Source organism: Enterobacter sp. PL_is379, from assembly GCF_055817355.1.
Genome location: NZ_JBVPGT010000033.1, coordinates 377,226 through 391,337 on the forward strand (window position 1 = coordinate 377,226; position 14,112 = coordinate 391,337).

11 protein-coding genes are annotated in these 14,112 nt (G+C 54.1%); 8 read left to right on the forward strand and 3 right to left on the reverse strand.

The annotated features are described in order from the left end of the window. The first annotated feature begins 63 nt into the window (after positions 1 to 63). The 8 genes from lolA to AC0TOY_RS23155 all read left to right on the forward strand — a co-directional run bounded on the left by lolA (position 64) and on the right by AC0TOY_RS23155 (position 9,642). A complete protein-coding gene (gene lolA / locus AC0TOY_RS23120) occupies positions 64 to 678 on the forward strand; it encodes an outer membrane lipoprotein periplasmic chaperone LolA (protein WP_024907806.1) in 615 nt (204 codons plus the stop codon). A gap of 9 nt (positions 679 to 687) precedes the next feature. Continuing rightward, complete coding sequence (rarA, locus tag AC0TOY_RS23125; RefSeq protein ID WP_029739490.1) at positions 688 to 2,031, forward strand: replication-associated recombination protein RarA; 1,344 nt, start codon at positions 688 to 690, stop codon at positions 2,029 to 2,031. A 92-nt stretch (positions 2,032 to 2,123) separates the two neighbouring features. Next, positions 2,124 to 3,416, forward strand: a complete 1,293-nt coding sequence (serS, locus tag AC0TOY_RS23130) for a serine--tRNA ligase (protein ID WP_008499983.1) — start codon at positions 2,124 to 2,126, stop codon at positions 3,414 to 3,416. 210 nt (positions 3,417 to 3,626) lie between these two features. Then, positions 3,627 to 6,071: a dimethylsulfoxide reductase subunit A gene (gene dmsA, locus AC0TOY_RS23135; RefSeq protein ID WP_090417538.1), complete on the forward strand. Its 2,445-nt coding sequence runs from the start codon at positions 3,627 to 3,629 to the stop codon at positions 6,069 to 6,071. A gap of 10 nt (positions 6,072 to 6,081) precedes the next feature. Then, on the forward strand, positions 6,082 to 6,699 hold the full coding sequence (locus AC0TOY_RS23140; protein ID WP_021240882.1) for a DMSO/selenate family reductase complex B subunit: 618 nt from the start codon (positions 6,082 to 6,084) through the stop codon (positions 6,697 to 6,699). A 1-nt stretch (position 6,700) separates the two neighbouring features. Further along, positions 6,701 to 7,564: a dimethyl sulfoxide reductase anchor subunit family protein gene (locus AC0TOY_RS23145; RefSeq protein ID WP_473722641.1), complete on the forward strand. Its 864-nt coding sequence runs from the start codon at positions 6,701 to 6,703 to the stop codon at positions 7,562 to 7,564. A 275-nt stretch (positions 7,565 to 7,839) separates the two neighbouring features. Continuing rightward, entirely contained in the window at positions 7,840 to 8,988 is a 1,149-nt protein-coding gene (locus tag AC0TOY_RS23150) for an MFS transporter (protein ID WP_008499979.1), read from the forward strand. A gap of 123 nt (positions 8,989 to 9,111) precedes the next feature. Continuing rightward, positions 9,112 to 9,642 carry an anti-virulence regulator CigR family protein gene (locus AC0TOY_RS23155; protein ID WP_473722642.1) on the forward strand — a complete coding sequence of 177 codons (531 nt, stop codon included), beginning with the start codon at positions 9,112 to 9,114 and terminating at the stop codon, positions 9,640 to 9,642. A gap of 35 nt (positions 9,643 to 9,677) precedes the next feature. On the opposite strand, the gene pflA is transcribed toward AC0TOY_RS23155, so the two are convergent. The 3 genes from pflA to focA form a co-directional block, all read right to left on the reverse strand. After that, on the reverse strand, positions 9,678 to 10,418 hold the full coding sequence (pflA, locus tag AC0TOY_RS23160; protein ID WP_024907799.1) for a pyruvate formate lyase 1-activating protein: 741 nt from the start codon (positions 10,416 to 10,418) through the stop codon (positions 9,678 to 9,680). Positions 10,419 to 10,621: 203 nt separating this feature from the next. After that, positions 10,622 to 12,904 carry a formate C-acetyltransferase gene (gene pflB / locus AC0TOY_RS23165; RefSeq protein WP_473722643.1) on the reverse strand — a complete coding sequence of 761 codons (2,283 nt, stop codon included), beginning with the start codon at positions 12,902 to 12,904 and terminating at the stop codon, positions 10,622 to 10,624. Between the two features lie 51 nt (positions 12,905 to 12,955). Further along, complete coding sequence (focA, locus tag AC0TOY_RS23170; protein ID WP_008499974.1) at positions 12,956 to 13,813, reverse strand: formate transporter FocA; 858 nt, start codon at positions 13,811 to 13,813, stop codon at positions 12,956 to 12,958. Positions 13,814 to 14,112 lie beyond the last annotated feature (299 nt).

The following is a 14,112-nucleotide window of genomic DNA, read 5'->3' on the forward strand; positions in this document are numbered from 1 at the left end:
CGGGCAGGTCCAGAATAGAAGACGGAAACCCCATATCGGGAAGACGTATTTTAAGGAATAACAATGAAAAAAATCGCCATCGCCTGTGCATTACTCACCAGTTTTGTCGCCAGCAGCGTCTGGGCTGATGCAGCCAGCGACCTTAAAAGCCGACTGGATAAAGTAAGCAGCTTCCACGCCAGCTTCACGCAAAAAGTGACTGACGGCAGCGGCAACGCGGTGCAGGAAGGCCAGGGAGATTTGTGGGTAAAACGCCCGAATCTGTTCAACTGGCATATGACCCAGCCGGATGAGAGCATCCTGGTATCTGACGGCAAAACCTTATGGTTCTTCAACCCGTTCGTTGAGCAGGCTACGGCGACCTGGCTGAAGGATGCCACCAGCAATACGCCGTTTATGCTGATTGCCCGTAACCAGGCCAGCGACTGGCAGCAGTACAATATTAAACAGACGGGTGACGAGTTTGTCCTGACGCCGAAAGGCAGCAACGGCAACCTGAAGCAGTTCACCATTAACGTAAGCACCAACGGTACCATTAATCAGTTCGGCGCGGTTGAGCAGGACGATCAGCGCAGCAGCTACCAGCTTAAATCTCAGCAGAACGGCGCCGTTGATGCATCGAAATTCACCTTTACCCCGCCGAAGGGCGTAACGGTGGACGACCAACGCAATAAGTAAGAGGCGTGAGTGGGCAATCTGTCGCTCGATTTTTCAGATAACGCGTTTCAACCTCTGGCCGCTCGCATGCGGCCAGAAAATTTAGCGCAGTACATCGGCCAGCAACACCTGCTGGCTGCCGGTAAGCCATTGCCGCGCGCCATTGAGGCCGGGCATCTTCACTCCATGATCCTCTGGGGGCCCCCTGGCACCGGCAAGACCACGCTTGCAGAAGTGATCGCCCGTTATGCCAACGCGGACGTTGAACGCATCTCGGCGGTCACCTCCGGCGTGAAAGAGATCCGCGAAGCGATCGAGCGTGCGCGGCAGAACCGCAATGCCGGGCGGCGCACCATCCTCTTCGTGGACGAAGTCCACCGCTTCAACAAGAGCCAGCAGGATGCCTTCCTGCCGCATATTGAAGACGGCACGATCTTCTTCATCGGCGCGACCACCGAAAATCCGTCGTTTGAGCTGAACTCGGCGCTGCTTTCCCGCGCGCGCGTTTACCTGCTCAAATCGCTGACGACCGAGGATATCGAAAAGGTTCTTACTCAGGCGATGGACGACAAAGCGCGGGGCTACGGCGGGCAGGATATCGTTCTGCCTGACGACACGCGTCGTGCGATTGCCGAGCTGGTCAACGGCGATGCGCGTCGGGCGCTGAATACGCTGGAAATGATGGCCGATATGGCCGAAGTTGACGATGCCGGGAAGCGGGTGCTGAAGCAGGAGCTGCTCACCGAAATTGCCGGGGAGCGCAGCGCACGTTTCGATAACAAAGGCGACCGTTTTTACGACCTGATCTCGGCGCTGCATAAGTCCGTGCGCGGCAGCGCGCCGGATGCGGCGCTTTACTGGTACGCGCGCATTATCACTGCGGGCGGCGATCCGTTATACGTCGCGCGTCGCTGCCTGGCGATTGCATCAGAAGATGTCGGCAATGCCGATCCTCGCGCCATGCAGGTCGCGCTGTCGGCCTGGGACTGCTTCACCCGCGTTGGACCCGCGGAAGGCGAGCGTGCCATAGCGCAGGCGATTGTCTATCTGGCCTGCGCGCCGAAAAGCAATGCGGTTTATACCGCCTTCAAAGCGGCGATGTCCGACGCGCGCGAACGGCCGGACTACGATGTGCCGGTTCACCTGCGTAACGCGCCGACCAAGCTGATGAAAGAGATGGGTTACGGGCAGGAGTATCGCTACGCTCACGACGAACCCAATGCCTACGCTGCCGGGGAAGAATATTTCCCGCAGGAGATGGCACAAACGCGCTATTATCACCCCACAAACAGAGGTCTTGAGGGCAAGATTGGTGAAAAGCTCACCTGGCTCGCCGGACAGGATCAAAATAGCCCTATAAAACGCTACCGTTAGTTCAATCGTTGCGGTAATGTTGGCAATGTATCCTTGTGGCCGCAGGCTGTGGTCACATTTTCCTATTTTAATTCGATAAGCACAGGATAAGCATGCTCGATCCCAATCTGCTGCGTAATGAGCCAGACGCAGTCGCTGAAAAACTGGCACGCCGGGGCTTTAAGCTGGATGTAGATAAGCTGCGCGCTCTTGAAGAGCGTCGTAAAGTTCTGCAGGTACAAACTGAAAATCTGCAGGCAGAGCGTAACTCTCGATCGAAATCCATCGGCCAGGCGAAAGCGCGCGGGGAAGATATTGAGCCATTACGCCTGGAAGTGAACAAACTGGGTGAAGAACTGGATCAGGCGAAAGCTGAGCTGGACGTTCTTCAGGCCGAGATTCGTGATATTGCCCTGGCTATCCCGAATATTCCTGACGACAGCGTGCCTGTCGGCAAAGATGAAAACGACAACGTTGAAGTGAAACGCTGGGGCACGCCTCGTGAGTTTGACTTCGAGGTGCGCGATCACGTAACGCTGGGCGAAATGCACGCGGGCCTGGATTTTGCGGCAGCGGTTAAGCTGACCGGCTCTCGCTTCGTGGTGATGAAAGGCCAGATTGCCCATCTGCACCGTGCGCTGGCGCAGTTCATGCTGGATCTGCACACCGAGCAGCATGGCTACAGCGAAACCTACGTGCCGTATCTGGTCAACCACGATACGCTGTACGGTACGGGCCAGCTGCCGAAATTTGCCGGCGATCTGTTCCATACCCGTCCGCTGGACGAAGAAGCAGACAGCAGCAACTACGCGCTGATCCCAACCGCTGAAGTGCCGCTGACTAACCTCGTGCGTGATGAGATCATTGACGAAGACGACCTGCCAATCAAACTGACGGCGCACTCTCCGTGCTTCCGTTCTGAAGCCGGTTCTTACGGTCGCGACACGCGCGGTCTGATCCGTATGCACCAGTTCGACAAGGTTGAGATGGTGCAGATCGTCCGTCCTGAAGAATCCATGGACGCGCTGGAAGAGATGACCGGCCACGCTGAGAAAGTGCTGGAGCTGCTGGGTCTGCCGTACCGTCGTATGGCGCTGTGTACCGGTGATATGGGCTTTGGCGCCTGCAAGACCTTCGATCTGGAAGTGTGGGTGCCTGCGCAGAACACCTACCGTGAAATCTCCTCCTGCTCTAACGTCTGGGATTTCCAGGCGCGCCGCATGCAGGCTCGCTGCCGCAGCAAATCTGACAAGAAAACCCGTCTGGTGCATACCCTGAACGGTTCTGGCCTGGCTGTAGGCCGTACGCTGGTTGCCGTGCTGGAAAACTACCAGCAGGCAGACGGTCGTATTGAGATCCCTGAAGTGCTGCGTCCATACATGAAAGGCCAGCAGTACATCGGCTAATATTTGTCTTAAAACAAAAAAGCGCCTCAGGGCGCTTTTTTTATGCCTTTGATTTGATACGAAGCAATAACCTCTCCCTCTAAAGTAGTAATACTCCTCCGAATGAAAGTCAGCACAAAAAGCTGATAACGAAGATATTCGTTATATATAAAACTACATAGCGGTATGCGCCGCCTCTCTTTTCTTTGTGAGCAACCAAAGTGAGTCTCTATGAAAATCAACGCGCCTGAAGCATTAATGGCTGCCGAGGTCACTCGCCGTGGGTTGATGAAAACCACGGCCATAGGCGGCCTGGCCGTAGCCAGCAGTGCCTTCACGCTCCCCTTTACCCGACTGGCGTCGGCGGCAGAGGCTCTGTCCCCGGCCACTGCCCCGGAAAAAGTGGTGTGGAGTGCCTGTACCGTCAATTGCGGTAGCCGTTGTCCGCTGCGTATGCATGTGGTGGATGGTGAAATTAAATATGTCGAAACCGACAATACCGGGGACGATAACTACGAAGGGTTACATCAGGTCCGTGCCTGCCTGCGTGGTCGCTCCATGCGTCGTCGTGTCTATAATCCGGACCGCCTGAAATACCCGATGAAGCGCGTCGGTAAGCGCGGGGAAGGGAAGTTCGAGCGAATTAGCTGGGACGAAGCCTACGACATCATCGCCACCAACATGCAGCGTTTGATTAAAGAGTACGGTAACGAATCTATCTACCTGAACTACGGTACCGGGACGCTTGGCGGCACGCTGACCCGCTCCTGGCCACCGGGAAAAACGCTGGTGGCGCGCCTGATGAACTGCTGCGGCGGTTATCTCAATCACTATGGTGACTACTCTTCGGCGCAGATCGCGGCAGGGTTGAACTACACCTACGGCGGCTGGGCTGACGGCAACAGCCCGTCTGATATCGAAAACAGTAAGCTGGTCGTTCTGTTTGGTAACAATCCGGGTGAAACCCGCATGAGCGGTGGCGGAGTAACCTACTACCTCGAACAGGCTCGCGCTAAATCCAATGCCCGCATGATCATCATCGATCCGCGCTATACCGACACCGGTGCCGGACGCGAAGATGAGTGGATCCCCATTCGTCCGGGCACTGATGCGGCGCTGGTTTCGGCGCTGGCGTGGGTGATGATCACCGAAAACCTTGTCGATCAACCTTTCCTGGATAAATACTGCGTCGGCTATGACGAGAAAACCCTGCCCGCCAGCGCGCCGGCAAACGGTCACTACAAAGCGTATATTCTTGGACAGGGCAGCGACGGCGTGGCGAAAACGCCGGAGTGGGCGTCCACCATCACCGGCATCCCGGCAGAGCGTATCGTTCAGCTTGCGCGTGAGATTGGCTCAGCCAAACCGGCCTACATCAGCCAGGGCTGGGGGCCGCAGCGTCATGCGAACGGTGAAATCGCGACCCGTGCCATCTCCATGCTCTCCATTCTGACCGGCAACGTCGGCATTCACGGCGGTAACACCGGCGCGCGTGAAGGCTCATATGAAGTGCCGTTCGAACGTATGCCGACGCTGGATAACCCGGTTCAGACCAGCATCTCCATGTTTATGTGGACCGATGCGATCGAACGGGGTCCGGAAATGACCGCCCTGCGCGACGGCGTACGCGGCAAAGACAAGCTGGACGTGCCGATCAAGATGATCTGGAACTATGCCGGTAACTGTCTCATTAACCAGCATTCAGAAATCAACCGCACCCATGAAATCCTGCAGGATGACAAGAAGTGCGAGATGATTGTAGTGATCGACTGCCACATGACCTCCTCGGCGAAATATGCCGATATCCTGCTACCGGACTGCACCGCCTCTGAGCAGATGGATTTCGCGCTGGACGCCTCCTGCGGCAACATGTCCTACGTGATCTTTACTGACCAGGCTATTAAACCGCGCTTCGAGTGCAAAACCATCTATGAGATGACCTCTGAGCTGGCGAAACGTCTTGGCGTTGAGCAGCAGTTTACCGAGGGACGTACTCAGGAAGGGTGGATGCGACATCTGCATGAACTCTCCCGTAAAGCGATCCCTGACCTCCCGGACTTCGACACCTTCCGCAAGCAGGGTATGTACAAACAGCGCGATCCGGAAGGGCATCACGTAGCGTATAAAGCGTTCCGTGAAGATCCTCAGGCGAACCCGTTGACCACGCCGTCGGGCAAAATCGAAATCTACTCCGAAGAGCTGGCAAAAATCGCGTCGACCTGGGAGCTGCCGGAAGGGGACGTTATCGATCCGCTGCCGATCTACACGCCAGGTTTCGAAAACTACAACGATCCTCTGACGGCGAAATTCCCGCTGCAGCTGACCGGTTTCCACTACAAAGCGCGCGTGCACTCCACCTACGGCAACGTCGACGTGCTGAAAGCCGCCTGCCGTCAGGAGATGTGGATCAACCCGATGGATGCTAAAGCACGCGGCATCAGCAATGGCGATCGCGTACGCATCTTCAACGGTCGCGGCGAGGTGCACATTGAGGCCAAAGTGACGCCGCGCATGATGCCAGGCGTGGTGGCGCTGGGGGAAGGGGCCTGGTACAGCCCTGATGCCAACCGCATCGACCAGGCGGGCAGTATTAACGTGCTGACCACGCAGCGTCCGTCGCCGCTGGCGAAGGGCAACCCATCCCACACAAACCTTGTCCAGGTTGAAAAGGTTTAAGGAGTAGCCGATGACAACCCAGTATGGATTTTTTATTGATTCCAGCCGTTGCACCGGGTGCAAAACCTGCGAGCTGGCCTGTAAAGATTACAAAGACCTGACCCCGGACGTCAGTTTCCGCCGCATCTACGAATACGCCGGAGGTGACTGGCAGGAAGATAACGGCGTCTGGCATCAGAACGTCTTTGCGTACTACCTGTCGATTGCCTGTAACCACTGTGAAGATCCGGCCTGTACCAAGGTCTGCCCGAGCGGTGCGATGCACAAGCGCGAAGACGGTTTTGTGGTGGTGGATGAAGATGTCTGTATCGGCTGCCGCTACTGCCATATGGCCTGTCCGTATGGCGCGCCACAGTACAACGCTGCCAAGGGCCATATGACCAAATGCGATGGTTGCCACACCCGCGTAGCGGATGGCAAAAAGCCGATTTGCGTCGAGTCCTGTCCGCTGCGCGCGCTGGACTTCGGCCCGATTGAAGAGCTGCGTCAGAAACACGGTCAGCTCGCCGCCGTGGCACCGTTGCCGTCTGCGCACTTCACGAAGCCGAGTATTGTGATTAAACCTAACGCCAACAGCCGTCCTACAGGTGACACCACCGGCTACCTGGCAAACCCGAAGGAGGTGTGAGATGGGAAGTGGATGGCATGAATGGCCGCTGATGATCTTCACGGTCTTTGGTCAGTGCGTGGCGGGCGGCTTCATTGTGCTCGCGCTGGCGTTGTTGAAAGGTCAGCTCAATGCTGAACAGCAGCAGCGTTTAGTGTTGAGCATGTTTGGCCTGTGGGTGCTGATGGGGCTTGGCTTTATTGCTTCTACGCTGCACCTCGGTTCACCAATGCGCGCGTTCAACTCTCTGAACCGCGTGGGGGCCTCGTCTCTCAGTAACGAGATTGCCAGTGGGGCGATTTTCTTTGCCGTCGGTGGTCTGGGCTGGCTGCTGGCCGTGCTGAAGAAATTACCTGCGGGTCTGCGCAGCCTGTGGCTGATCGTGACCATGGTGCTGGGCGTGGTGTTCGTGTGGATGATGGTGCGTGTCTATAACACTATCGATACCGTTCCCACCTGGTACAGCGTCTGGACGCCGATGAGCTTCTTCCTGACGATGTTTATCGGCGGGCCGCTGCTGGGCTACCTGCTGCTGCGCGTGGCGGGCGTAGACGGATGGGCAATGCGTTTGCTGCCCGCTGTTTCGCTGCTGGCGCTGGTAGTGAGTGCGATGGTCGCCCTGATGCAGGGTTCTGAACTGGCAACCATTCACAGCTCTATCCAGCAGGCCTCTGCCCTGGTGCCGGACTACGGTTCTCTGATGGCCTGGCGTATCGTTCTGCTGGTCGCCGCGCTGGTATTCTGGATTGCTCCTCAGCTTAAAGGCTATCAACCTGCGCTGCCGCTGCTGTCACTGGCTTTTGTGCTGGTACTGGCGGGTGAACTGATTGGTCGCGGCGTGTTCTACGGGTTGCATATGACTGTAGGTATGGCTATCGCCAGTTAATGTTGTATTTGGTTATATCAAGCCGGGCCTGAGTGCCCGGCTTTTTCTTTTTTCGATCATGAAATTTTTCGACTGTCGTGTTGTTTTAATTTTGCCCATTAATAAATGAAAACAGAGACATAATTAATATCTATAGCAGGCGTGGCATTAGCAGGATAAGTTTTTTAAATCGACAGGAAACATATTGTGCGAGGCGGCTAAATCAGTGGATTGACTTTGTTTTTGCCAGTGGCATGATGCGCACGAAATCTGAACTTCCTCACGGTTTTTAATCCATGACCACCTATACCCGGCCAGTGCTGCTGTTGCTCTGTGGCCTGCTTCTGTTGACCCTGGCGATCGCAGTGTTAAATACGCTCGTCCCGCTGTGGCTCGCCCATGAAAACTTACCGACCTGGCAGGTAGGTATGGTCAGCTCGTCCTTTTTTACCGGGAACCTGCTGGGTACGCTGGTGACCGGGAGCCTGATCAAGCGCTTTGGCTTTAACCGCAGCTATTATCTGGCCTCGCTGATTTTCGCTGCCGGGTGCGCGGGGTTGGGCCTGATGGTCGGCTTCTGGAGCTGGATGGCATGGCGCTTTATCGCCGGTGTTGGCTGCGCGATGATTTGGGTGGTGGTTGAAAGTGCGCTCATGTGCAGCGGCACCTCCCGCAACCGTGGACGCCTGCTGGCTGCCTACATGATGGTTTACTATGTCGGCACCGTGCTGGGACAACTGATGGTGAGTAAGCTGCCAACCGACCTGATGAGCGTTCTGCCGTGGGTGACCGGTATGGTGCTGGCCGCGATCCTGCCGCTGCTCTTTACGCGCATTGTGAACCAGAACAGCGAGCATCAGGAAGCGACACACGTCTGGCCAATGCTCAGACTCCGTCAGGCGCGTCTGGGCGTTAACGGCTGCATTATCTCGGGGATTGTACTGGGCTCGCTCTATGGCCTGATGCCGCTCTATCTTAATCATCAGGGCGTCAGCGATTCCGGAATTGGCTTCTGGATGGCGGTCATGGTAAGCGCGGGTATTGTCGGGCAGTGGCCGATTGGCCGTCTGGCGGATCGTTTCGGTCGTCTGCTGGTGCTGCGCGTTCAGGTCTTCGTGGTGATCATGGGCTGTCTTGCCATGCTCAGCAACGCCGCGATGGCGCCTGCGCTGTTTATTCTCGGGGCCGCCGGCTTTACGCTCTATCCGGTTGCGATGGCCTGGGCCTGTGAGAAAGTAGAACATCACCAGCTGGTGGCAATGAACCAGGCGCTGTTACTGAGCTATACCATCGGCAGTTTATTAGGGCCGACGTTTACCGCGATGCTGATGCAGAATTACTCTGATAATTTATTGTTTATCATGATCGCCAGCGTATCGTTTATTTATCTGTTAATGCTGCTGCGTAAAGCCGGCGAACACCCAACGCCTGTGGCTCATGCCTGATGAATTAAAAGCCTGTCGATGACAGGCTTTTTTGTCCCCACCACAACTCAGAGTTTTACTTATTGTTTGTTTATTGTGCCGGACGATAATTCAGGTGACTCCTACCACAATAAGGCAGCAATCATGTCTATTCGTCGTTTTTCCACTACCGCACTGGCCGTAGTGTTGTCTTTAACGTTTGCAACGGCTCCGGTCATGGCTAATCCTGGCAACGGGAACGGCAATGGTCACGGAAACGGAGGCGGACAGGGTAACAGCGGCAATCATGGTAACGGGAATTCTGGTAATGCTGGTAACCATGGTAATAAGCAAAATAACGGTCAGGATAACCCTGGTAAATCGGATAAGAACTTCAAAAACAGCAAAGATGTCGGTAATGACGTTGATGCTCGCGTGAGCTTCGATCATGCCCGCCATCTGGCCGTGAATTACGGCTTAACGGGCTATAAGTCTCTGCCTCCGGGGATCGCAAAAAACCTGGCGCGCGGTAAACCACTGCCTCCAGGTATTGCGAAGAAGGCCGTGCCAGCCTCAATGCTGGGTCAGCTTCCTTCCTATCCAGGCTATGAGTGGCGGGTAGTGGGTGACGACCTGGTCTTAATTGCACTGAGTACAGCTATTGTGACGTCCGTTATTAACGGCGTCTTTAAATAGAATATAAAAAGGCCCGGTTCTCACCGGGCCTTTCTTTAATACATTACCTTGTGGCCGTACTGTTCAAGAATACCTTTGACGCGTTCCATCGTCTCTTTCTTCGGCGGCTTCACGCCATCGAGTTTGTACTCTTCACCCATTGCCACCCACTTATGTTTACCCAGCTCGTGATAGGGCAGAAGCTCGATTTTCTCGACGTTGCCCATATCGCGAGTAAATTCCCCGAGGCGGTGCGCGGAGTCGTCGTCGTCTGACCAGCCAGGCACCACCACGTAGCGGATCCAGGTTTTAATGCCTTTATCGGCAATGTATTTGGCAAATTCCAGCGTGCGGTGGTTTGAAACACCAACGAGGTTCTGGTGGATCTCATCGTTCATCTGTTTGAGATCGAGCATCACCAGATCGGTCACTTCGAGCAGCTCGTCGATAACCGGATCGTAGCGACGTACAAAGCCGTTGGTATCGAGACAGGTATGAATGCCTTCTTTGCGGCAGGCGCGGAACCAGTCGCGGACAAATTCAGCCTGCAGAATGGCTTCACCGCCGGATGCGGTGACGCCGCCGCCGGAGGCGTTCATAAAGTGGCGATAGGTCACCACCTCTTTCATCAGATCGTCGACGGTGACTTCTTTACCGCCGTGCGTGTCCCAGGTGTCGCGGTTATGGCAGTACAGGCAGCGCATCAGGCAGCCCTGGAAAAAAGTGATAAAGCGGATACCCGGGCCATCGACGGTGCCACAGGATTCAAAGGAGTGAATACGACCAATAGTTGACATTGCGGTGATATCTCCATCATCGGCCCGTCCCGGGCCTGTGTATGCACAGCTCAAAGCCGGCTGTGTTAAGTCTGTTTTGGCTGTTATCCATTCAGTATAGATAGCGGACAAAAGAGACTGAGGTGGAGAGGGTGCTAAAAAGGCCCCACTGACGTGGAGCCTTTATTGTACGCTTGTTAACGCGTGATTTCAGTTAATTCCACTTACATGGACTGAGTGAAAGTACGGGTGATAACGTCCTGCTGCTGTTCTTTAGTCAGGGAGTTAAAACGTACTGCGTAGCCAGATACGCGGATGGTCAGCTGAGGATATTTCTCAGGGTGTTCCATCGCGTCGAGCAGCATTTCACGGTTCATGACGTTCACGTTCAGGTGCTGACCACCTTCGATGGACGCTTCGTGGTGGAAGTAACCATCCATCAGACCCGCGAGGTTAGTTTTACGCACTTCGTCGTCTTTACCCAGCGCGTTTGGCACGATAGAGAAGGTGTAAGAGATACCATCTTTCGCGTAAGCAAACGGCAGTTTAGCAACGGAAGTCAGAGAGGCAACCGCACCTTTCTGGTCACGACCGTGCATTGGGTTCGCACCTGGGCCGAATGGCGCGCCAGCACGACGACCGTCTGGGGTGTTACCGGTTTTCTTACCATACACAACGTTAGAGGTGATGGTCAGAACAGACTGAGTCGGGATAGCGTTACGGTAGGTCGTCAGTTTCTGAATTTTCTTCATGAAACGTTCTACCAGGTCAACCGCCATGTCATCAACGCGAGAATCGTTGTTACCAAACTGCGGATATTCGCCTTCGATTTCGAAGTCGATAGCCAGACCGTCTTCGTCACGAATTGGTTTAACTTTCGCATATTTTATTGCAGACAGGGAGTCAGCAGCAACGGACAGACCAGCGATACCACACGCCATGGTGCGGATCACGTCACGGTCGTGCAGCGCCATCAGAGAGGCTTCGTAGCTGTACTTGTCGTGCATGTAGTGGATAACGTTCAGCGCAGTGACGTACTGTTTAGCCAGCCAGTCCATGAAGTGATCCATGCGGTCCATGACTTCATCGAAGTTCAGAACGTCGCCTTTGATCGGCTCAGACTTAGGACCAACCTGCATTTTCAGTTTTTCATCAACGCCGCCGTTGATTGCGTACAGCATGGTTTTCGCCAGGTTTGCACGCGCACCGAAGAACTGCATTTGTTTACCAACAACCATTGGGCTTACGCAGCAAGCGATAGCGTAATCGTCGTTGTTGAAGTCCGGACGCATCAGGTCATCGTTCTCGTACTGCAGAGAAGAGGTATCGATAGACACTTTAGCGGCGAATTTCTTGAAGTTCAGAGGCAGTTTTTCAGACCACAGAACGGTGATGTTCGGCTCCGGAGAAGGACCCATGGTGTACAGGGTGTTCAGGAAGCGGAAGCTGTTTTTGGTTACCAGAGTACGGCCGTCAACGCCCATACCGCCGATGGATTCAGTTGCCCAGATTGGGTCACCGGAGAACAGCTCATCGTATTCTGGAGTACGCAGGAAGCGAACCATACGCAGTTTCATGACCAGGTGGTCAATCATTTCCTGAGCGTCTTGCTCGGTGATTTTGCCTGCTTTGATATCACGTTCGATGTACGCATCCAGGAAGGTGGATACGCGACCGAAGGACATTGCTGCACCGTTCTGAGACTTAACTGCGGCCAGGTAGCCGAAGTAGGTCCACTGGATAGCTTCCTGAGCGTTGGTAGCAGGACCAGAGATATCGCAGCCATATTTAGCCGCCATCTCTTTGATCTGACCCAGCGCGCGGTGCTGTTCAGCGATTTCTTCACGCAGACGGATAGTCGCTTCCAGGTTTACGCCGTTTTCCAGATCGGACTGCAGAGACACGAACTGAGCGTATTTGTCTTTCATCAGGAAGTCGATACCGTACAGCGCAACGCGACGGTAGTCACCGATGATACGGCCACGGCCATACGCATCTGGCAGACCAGTCAGAACGCCAGATTTACGGCAGTTCAGAATGTCTTTGGTGTAAACATCGAATACACCCTGGTTGTGGGTTTTGCGGTATTCGGTGAAGATTTTTTTCAGCATTGGGTCCAGCTCGCGGTTATACGCTTTGCAGGAACCTTCAACCATTTTGATGCCACCGAACGGGATGATTGCGCGTTTCAGTGGTGCTTCAGTCTGCAGACCAACGATTTTCTCAAGGGCTTTGTTGATATAGCCAGCATCGTGAGAAGTGATGGTGGAAGCAACGGAGGTGTCAAAATCAACTGGCGCGTGAGTGCGGTTTTCCAGTTTAACGCCTTCCATTACGCTGTCCCACAGCTTGGTGGTCGCCTCAGTTGCGCCAGCCAGGAAGGATTCGTCACCTTCATACGGGGTATAGTTTTTCTGAATGAAGTCACGTACGTTTACTTCATTCTGCCAGTCACCTTTCGCAAAACCTTCCCAGGCTGTGGCTAACTTTTCATTAAGCTCGGACATGTAACACCTACCTTCTTAAGTGGATTTTTTATTTACTGCCTGAGAAAACCATCAATGATGATCGTCGCCACGCAGGTAAATGACCCAGTATGTCAACCCAACTAACAGACCCCCACCGATAATGTTCCCGATAGTGACAGGGATCAGGTTATCAGTAATGAAATTCATAATAGTCAGGTGAGAGAAACTTTCCGGGGATGAACCAACTGCGGTCCAGAACTCCGGGCTCGCAAAGTCGCGGATAACAATGCCCATTGGGATCATGAACATATTCGCGATACTGTGCTCAAAGCCGCTGGCAACGAACATCGCAACCGGCAGAACCATAATTAAGGCTTTGTCCATCAGGCTACGACCCGAGTAGCTCATCCATACAGCCAGGCAGACCATCAGGTTAGCGAGGATGCCGAGAGCAACGGCTTCGATAAATGTGTGGTGCATTTTGTGGTCGGCGGTTTGCAGGACGTTAAGGCCCCAGCCACCGTTGGCGGTCATGTACTCGCCAGAAAGCCACATCAACAAAACAAAGAGCAGACAGCCAACCAGGTTACCCACGTAGACGTTAAGCCAGTTACGTGCCAGCTGACCCCAGGTAATTCTTCCGCTGGCCTTGGCCACGACAATCAGCACCGTTGAGGTGAAGAGGTCGGCGCCGCAGATGACGCAGAGAATCAGACCCAGTGAGAAGCAAATGCCGCCAATCAGTTTGGCCATGCCGAAAGGCATTCCGGCAGTACCGGTGGTGGCGGTGATATAGAAGACGAAAGCGATAGAGATGAACACACCAGCCGTGATCGCCAGATAGAACGTCTTCATCGGGTGTTTCGTTGCTTTATAGACACCCGCTTCTTCGGCAACTTTAGCCATCGCAGCGGGGAGTAAAAGATCAAAAGGGTTGTCAGCTTTCACACTAACTCTCTCTTTATTAAGTCGGCGACGAGATACTAACAAAGCATTATAGAAGAGAAATTGATATAGATCATATCTCGCCTGGCTTATAGGCCCGCAGTGTGTATGGTTTTACGACAAATGCGGAGTAAGTATTTGATTATCCGTATAAAAATAAATTTTAAAAGTTATGAAAAGAGTTGAATTTTTTCGTTCAGCCACCTCTGAAACAGTTAATTAATATGGAGTATTAACCATAAAAAGTAACAGTAAAGCCCAGATCAATATTATTATATTTACCCGTATTTAACTTTATTATT

What these genes read in the sequence shown, in the direction of transcription:
- lolA (WP_024907806.1), top strand. Translation starts at nt 64, where the DNA reads ATGAAAAAAATCGCCATCGCCTGTGCATTACTCACCAGTTTTGTCGCC.
- AC0TOY_RS23140 (WP_021240882.1), top strand. Translation starts at nt 6,082, where the DNA reads ATGACAACCCAGTATGGATTTTTTATTGATTCCAGCCGTTGCACCGGG.
- pflA (WP_024907799.1), bottom strand. Translation starts at nt 10,418, where the DNA reads ATGTCAACTATTGGTCGTATTCACTCCTTTGAATCCTGTGGCACCGTC.
- serS (WP_008499983.1), top strand. Translation starts at nt 2,124, where the DNA reads ATGCTCGATCCCAATCTGCTGCGTAATGAGCCAGACGCAGTCGCTGAA.
- pflB (WP_473722643.1), bottom strand. Translation starts at nt 12,904, where the DNA reads ATGTCCGAGCTTAATGAAAAGTTAGCCACAGCCTGGGAAGGTTTTGCG.
- dmsA (WP_090417538.1), top strand. Translation starts at nt 3,627, where the DNA reads ATGAAAATCAACGCGCCTGAAGCATTAATGGCTGCCGAGGTCACTCGC.
- AC0TOY_RS23145 (WP_473722641.1), top strand. Translation starts at nt 6,701, where the DNA reads ATGGGAAGTGGATGGCATGAATGGCCGCTGATGATCTTCACGGTCTTT.
- AC0TOY_RS23150 (WP_008499979.1), top strand. Translation starts at nt 7,840, where the DNA reads ATGACCACCTATACCCGGCCAGTGCTGCTGTTGCTCTGTGGCCTGCTT.
- AC0TOY_RS23155 (WP_473722642.1), top strand. Translation starts at nt 9,112, where the DNA reads ATGTCTATTCGTCGTTTTTCCACTACCGCACTGGCCGTAGTGTTGTCT.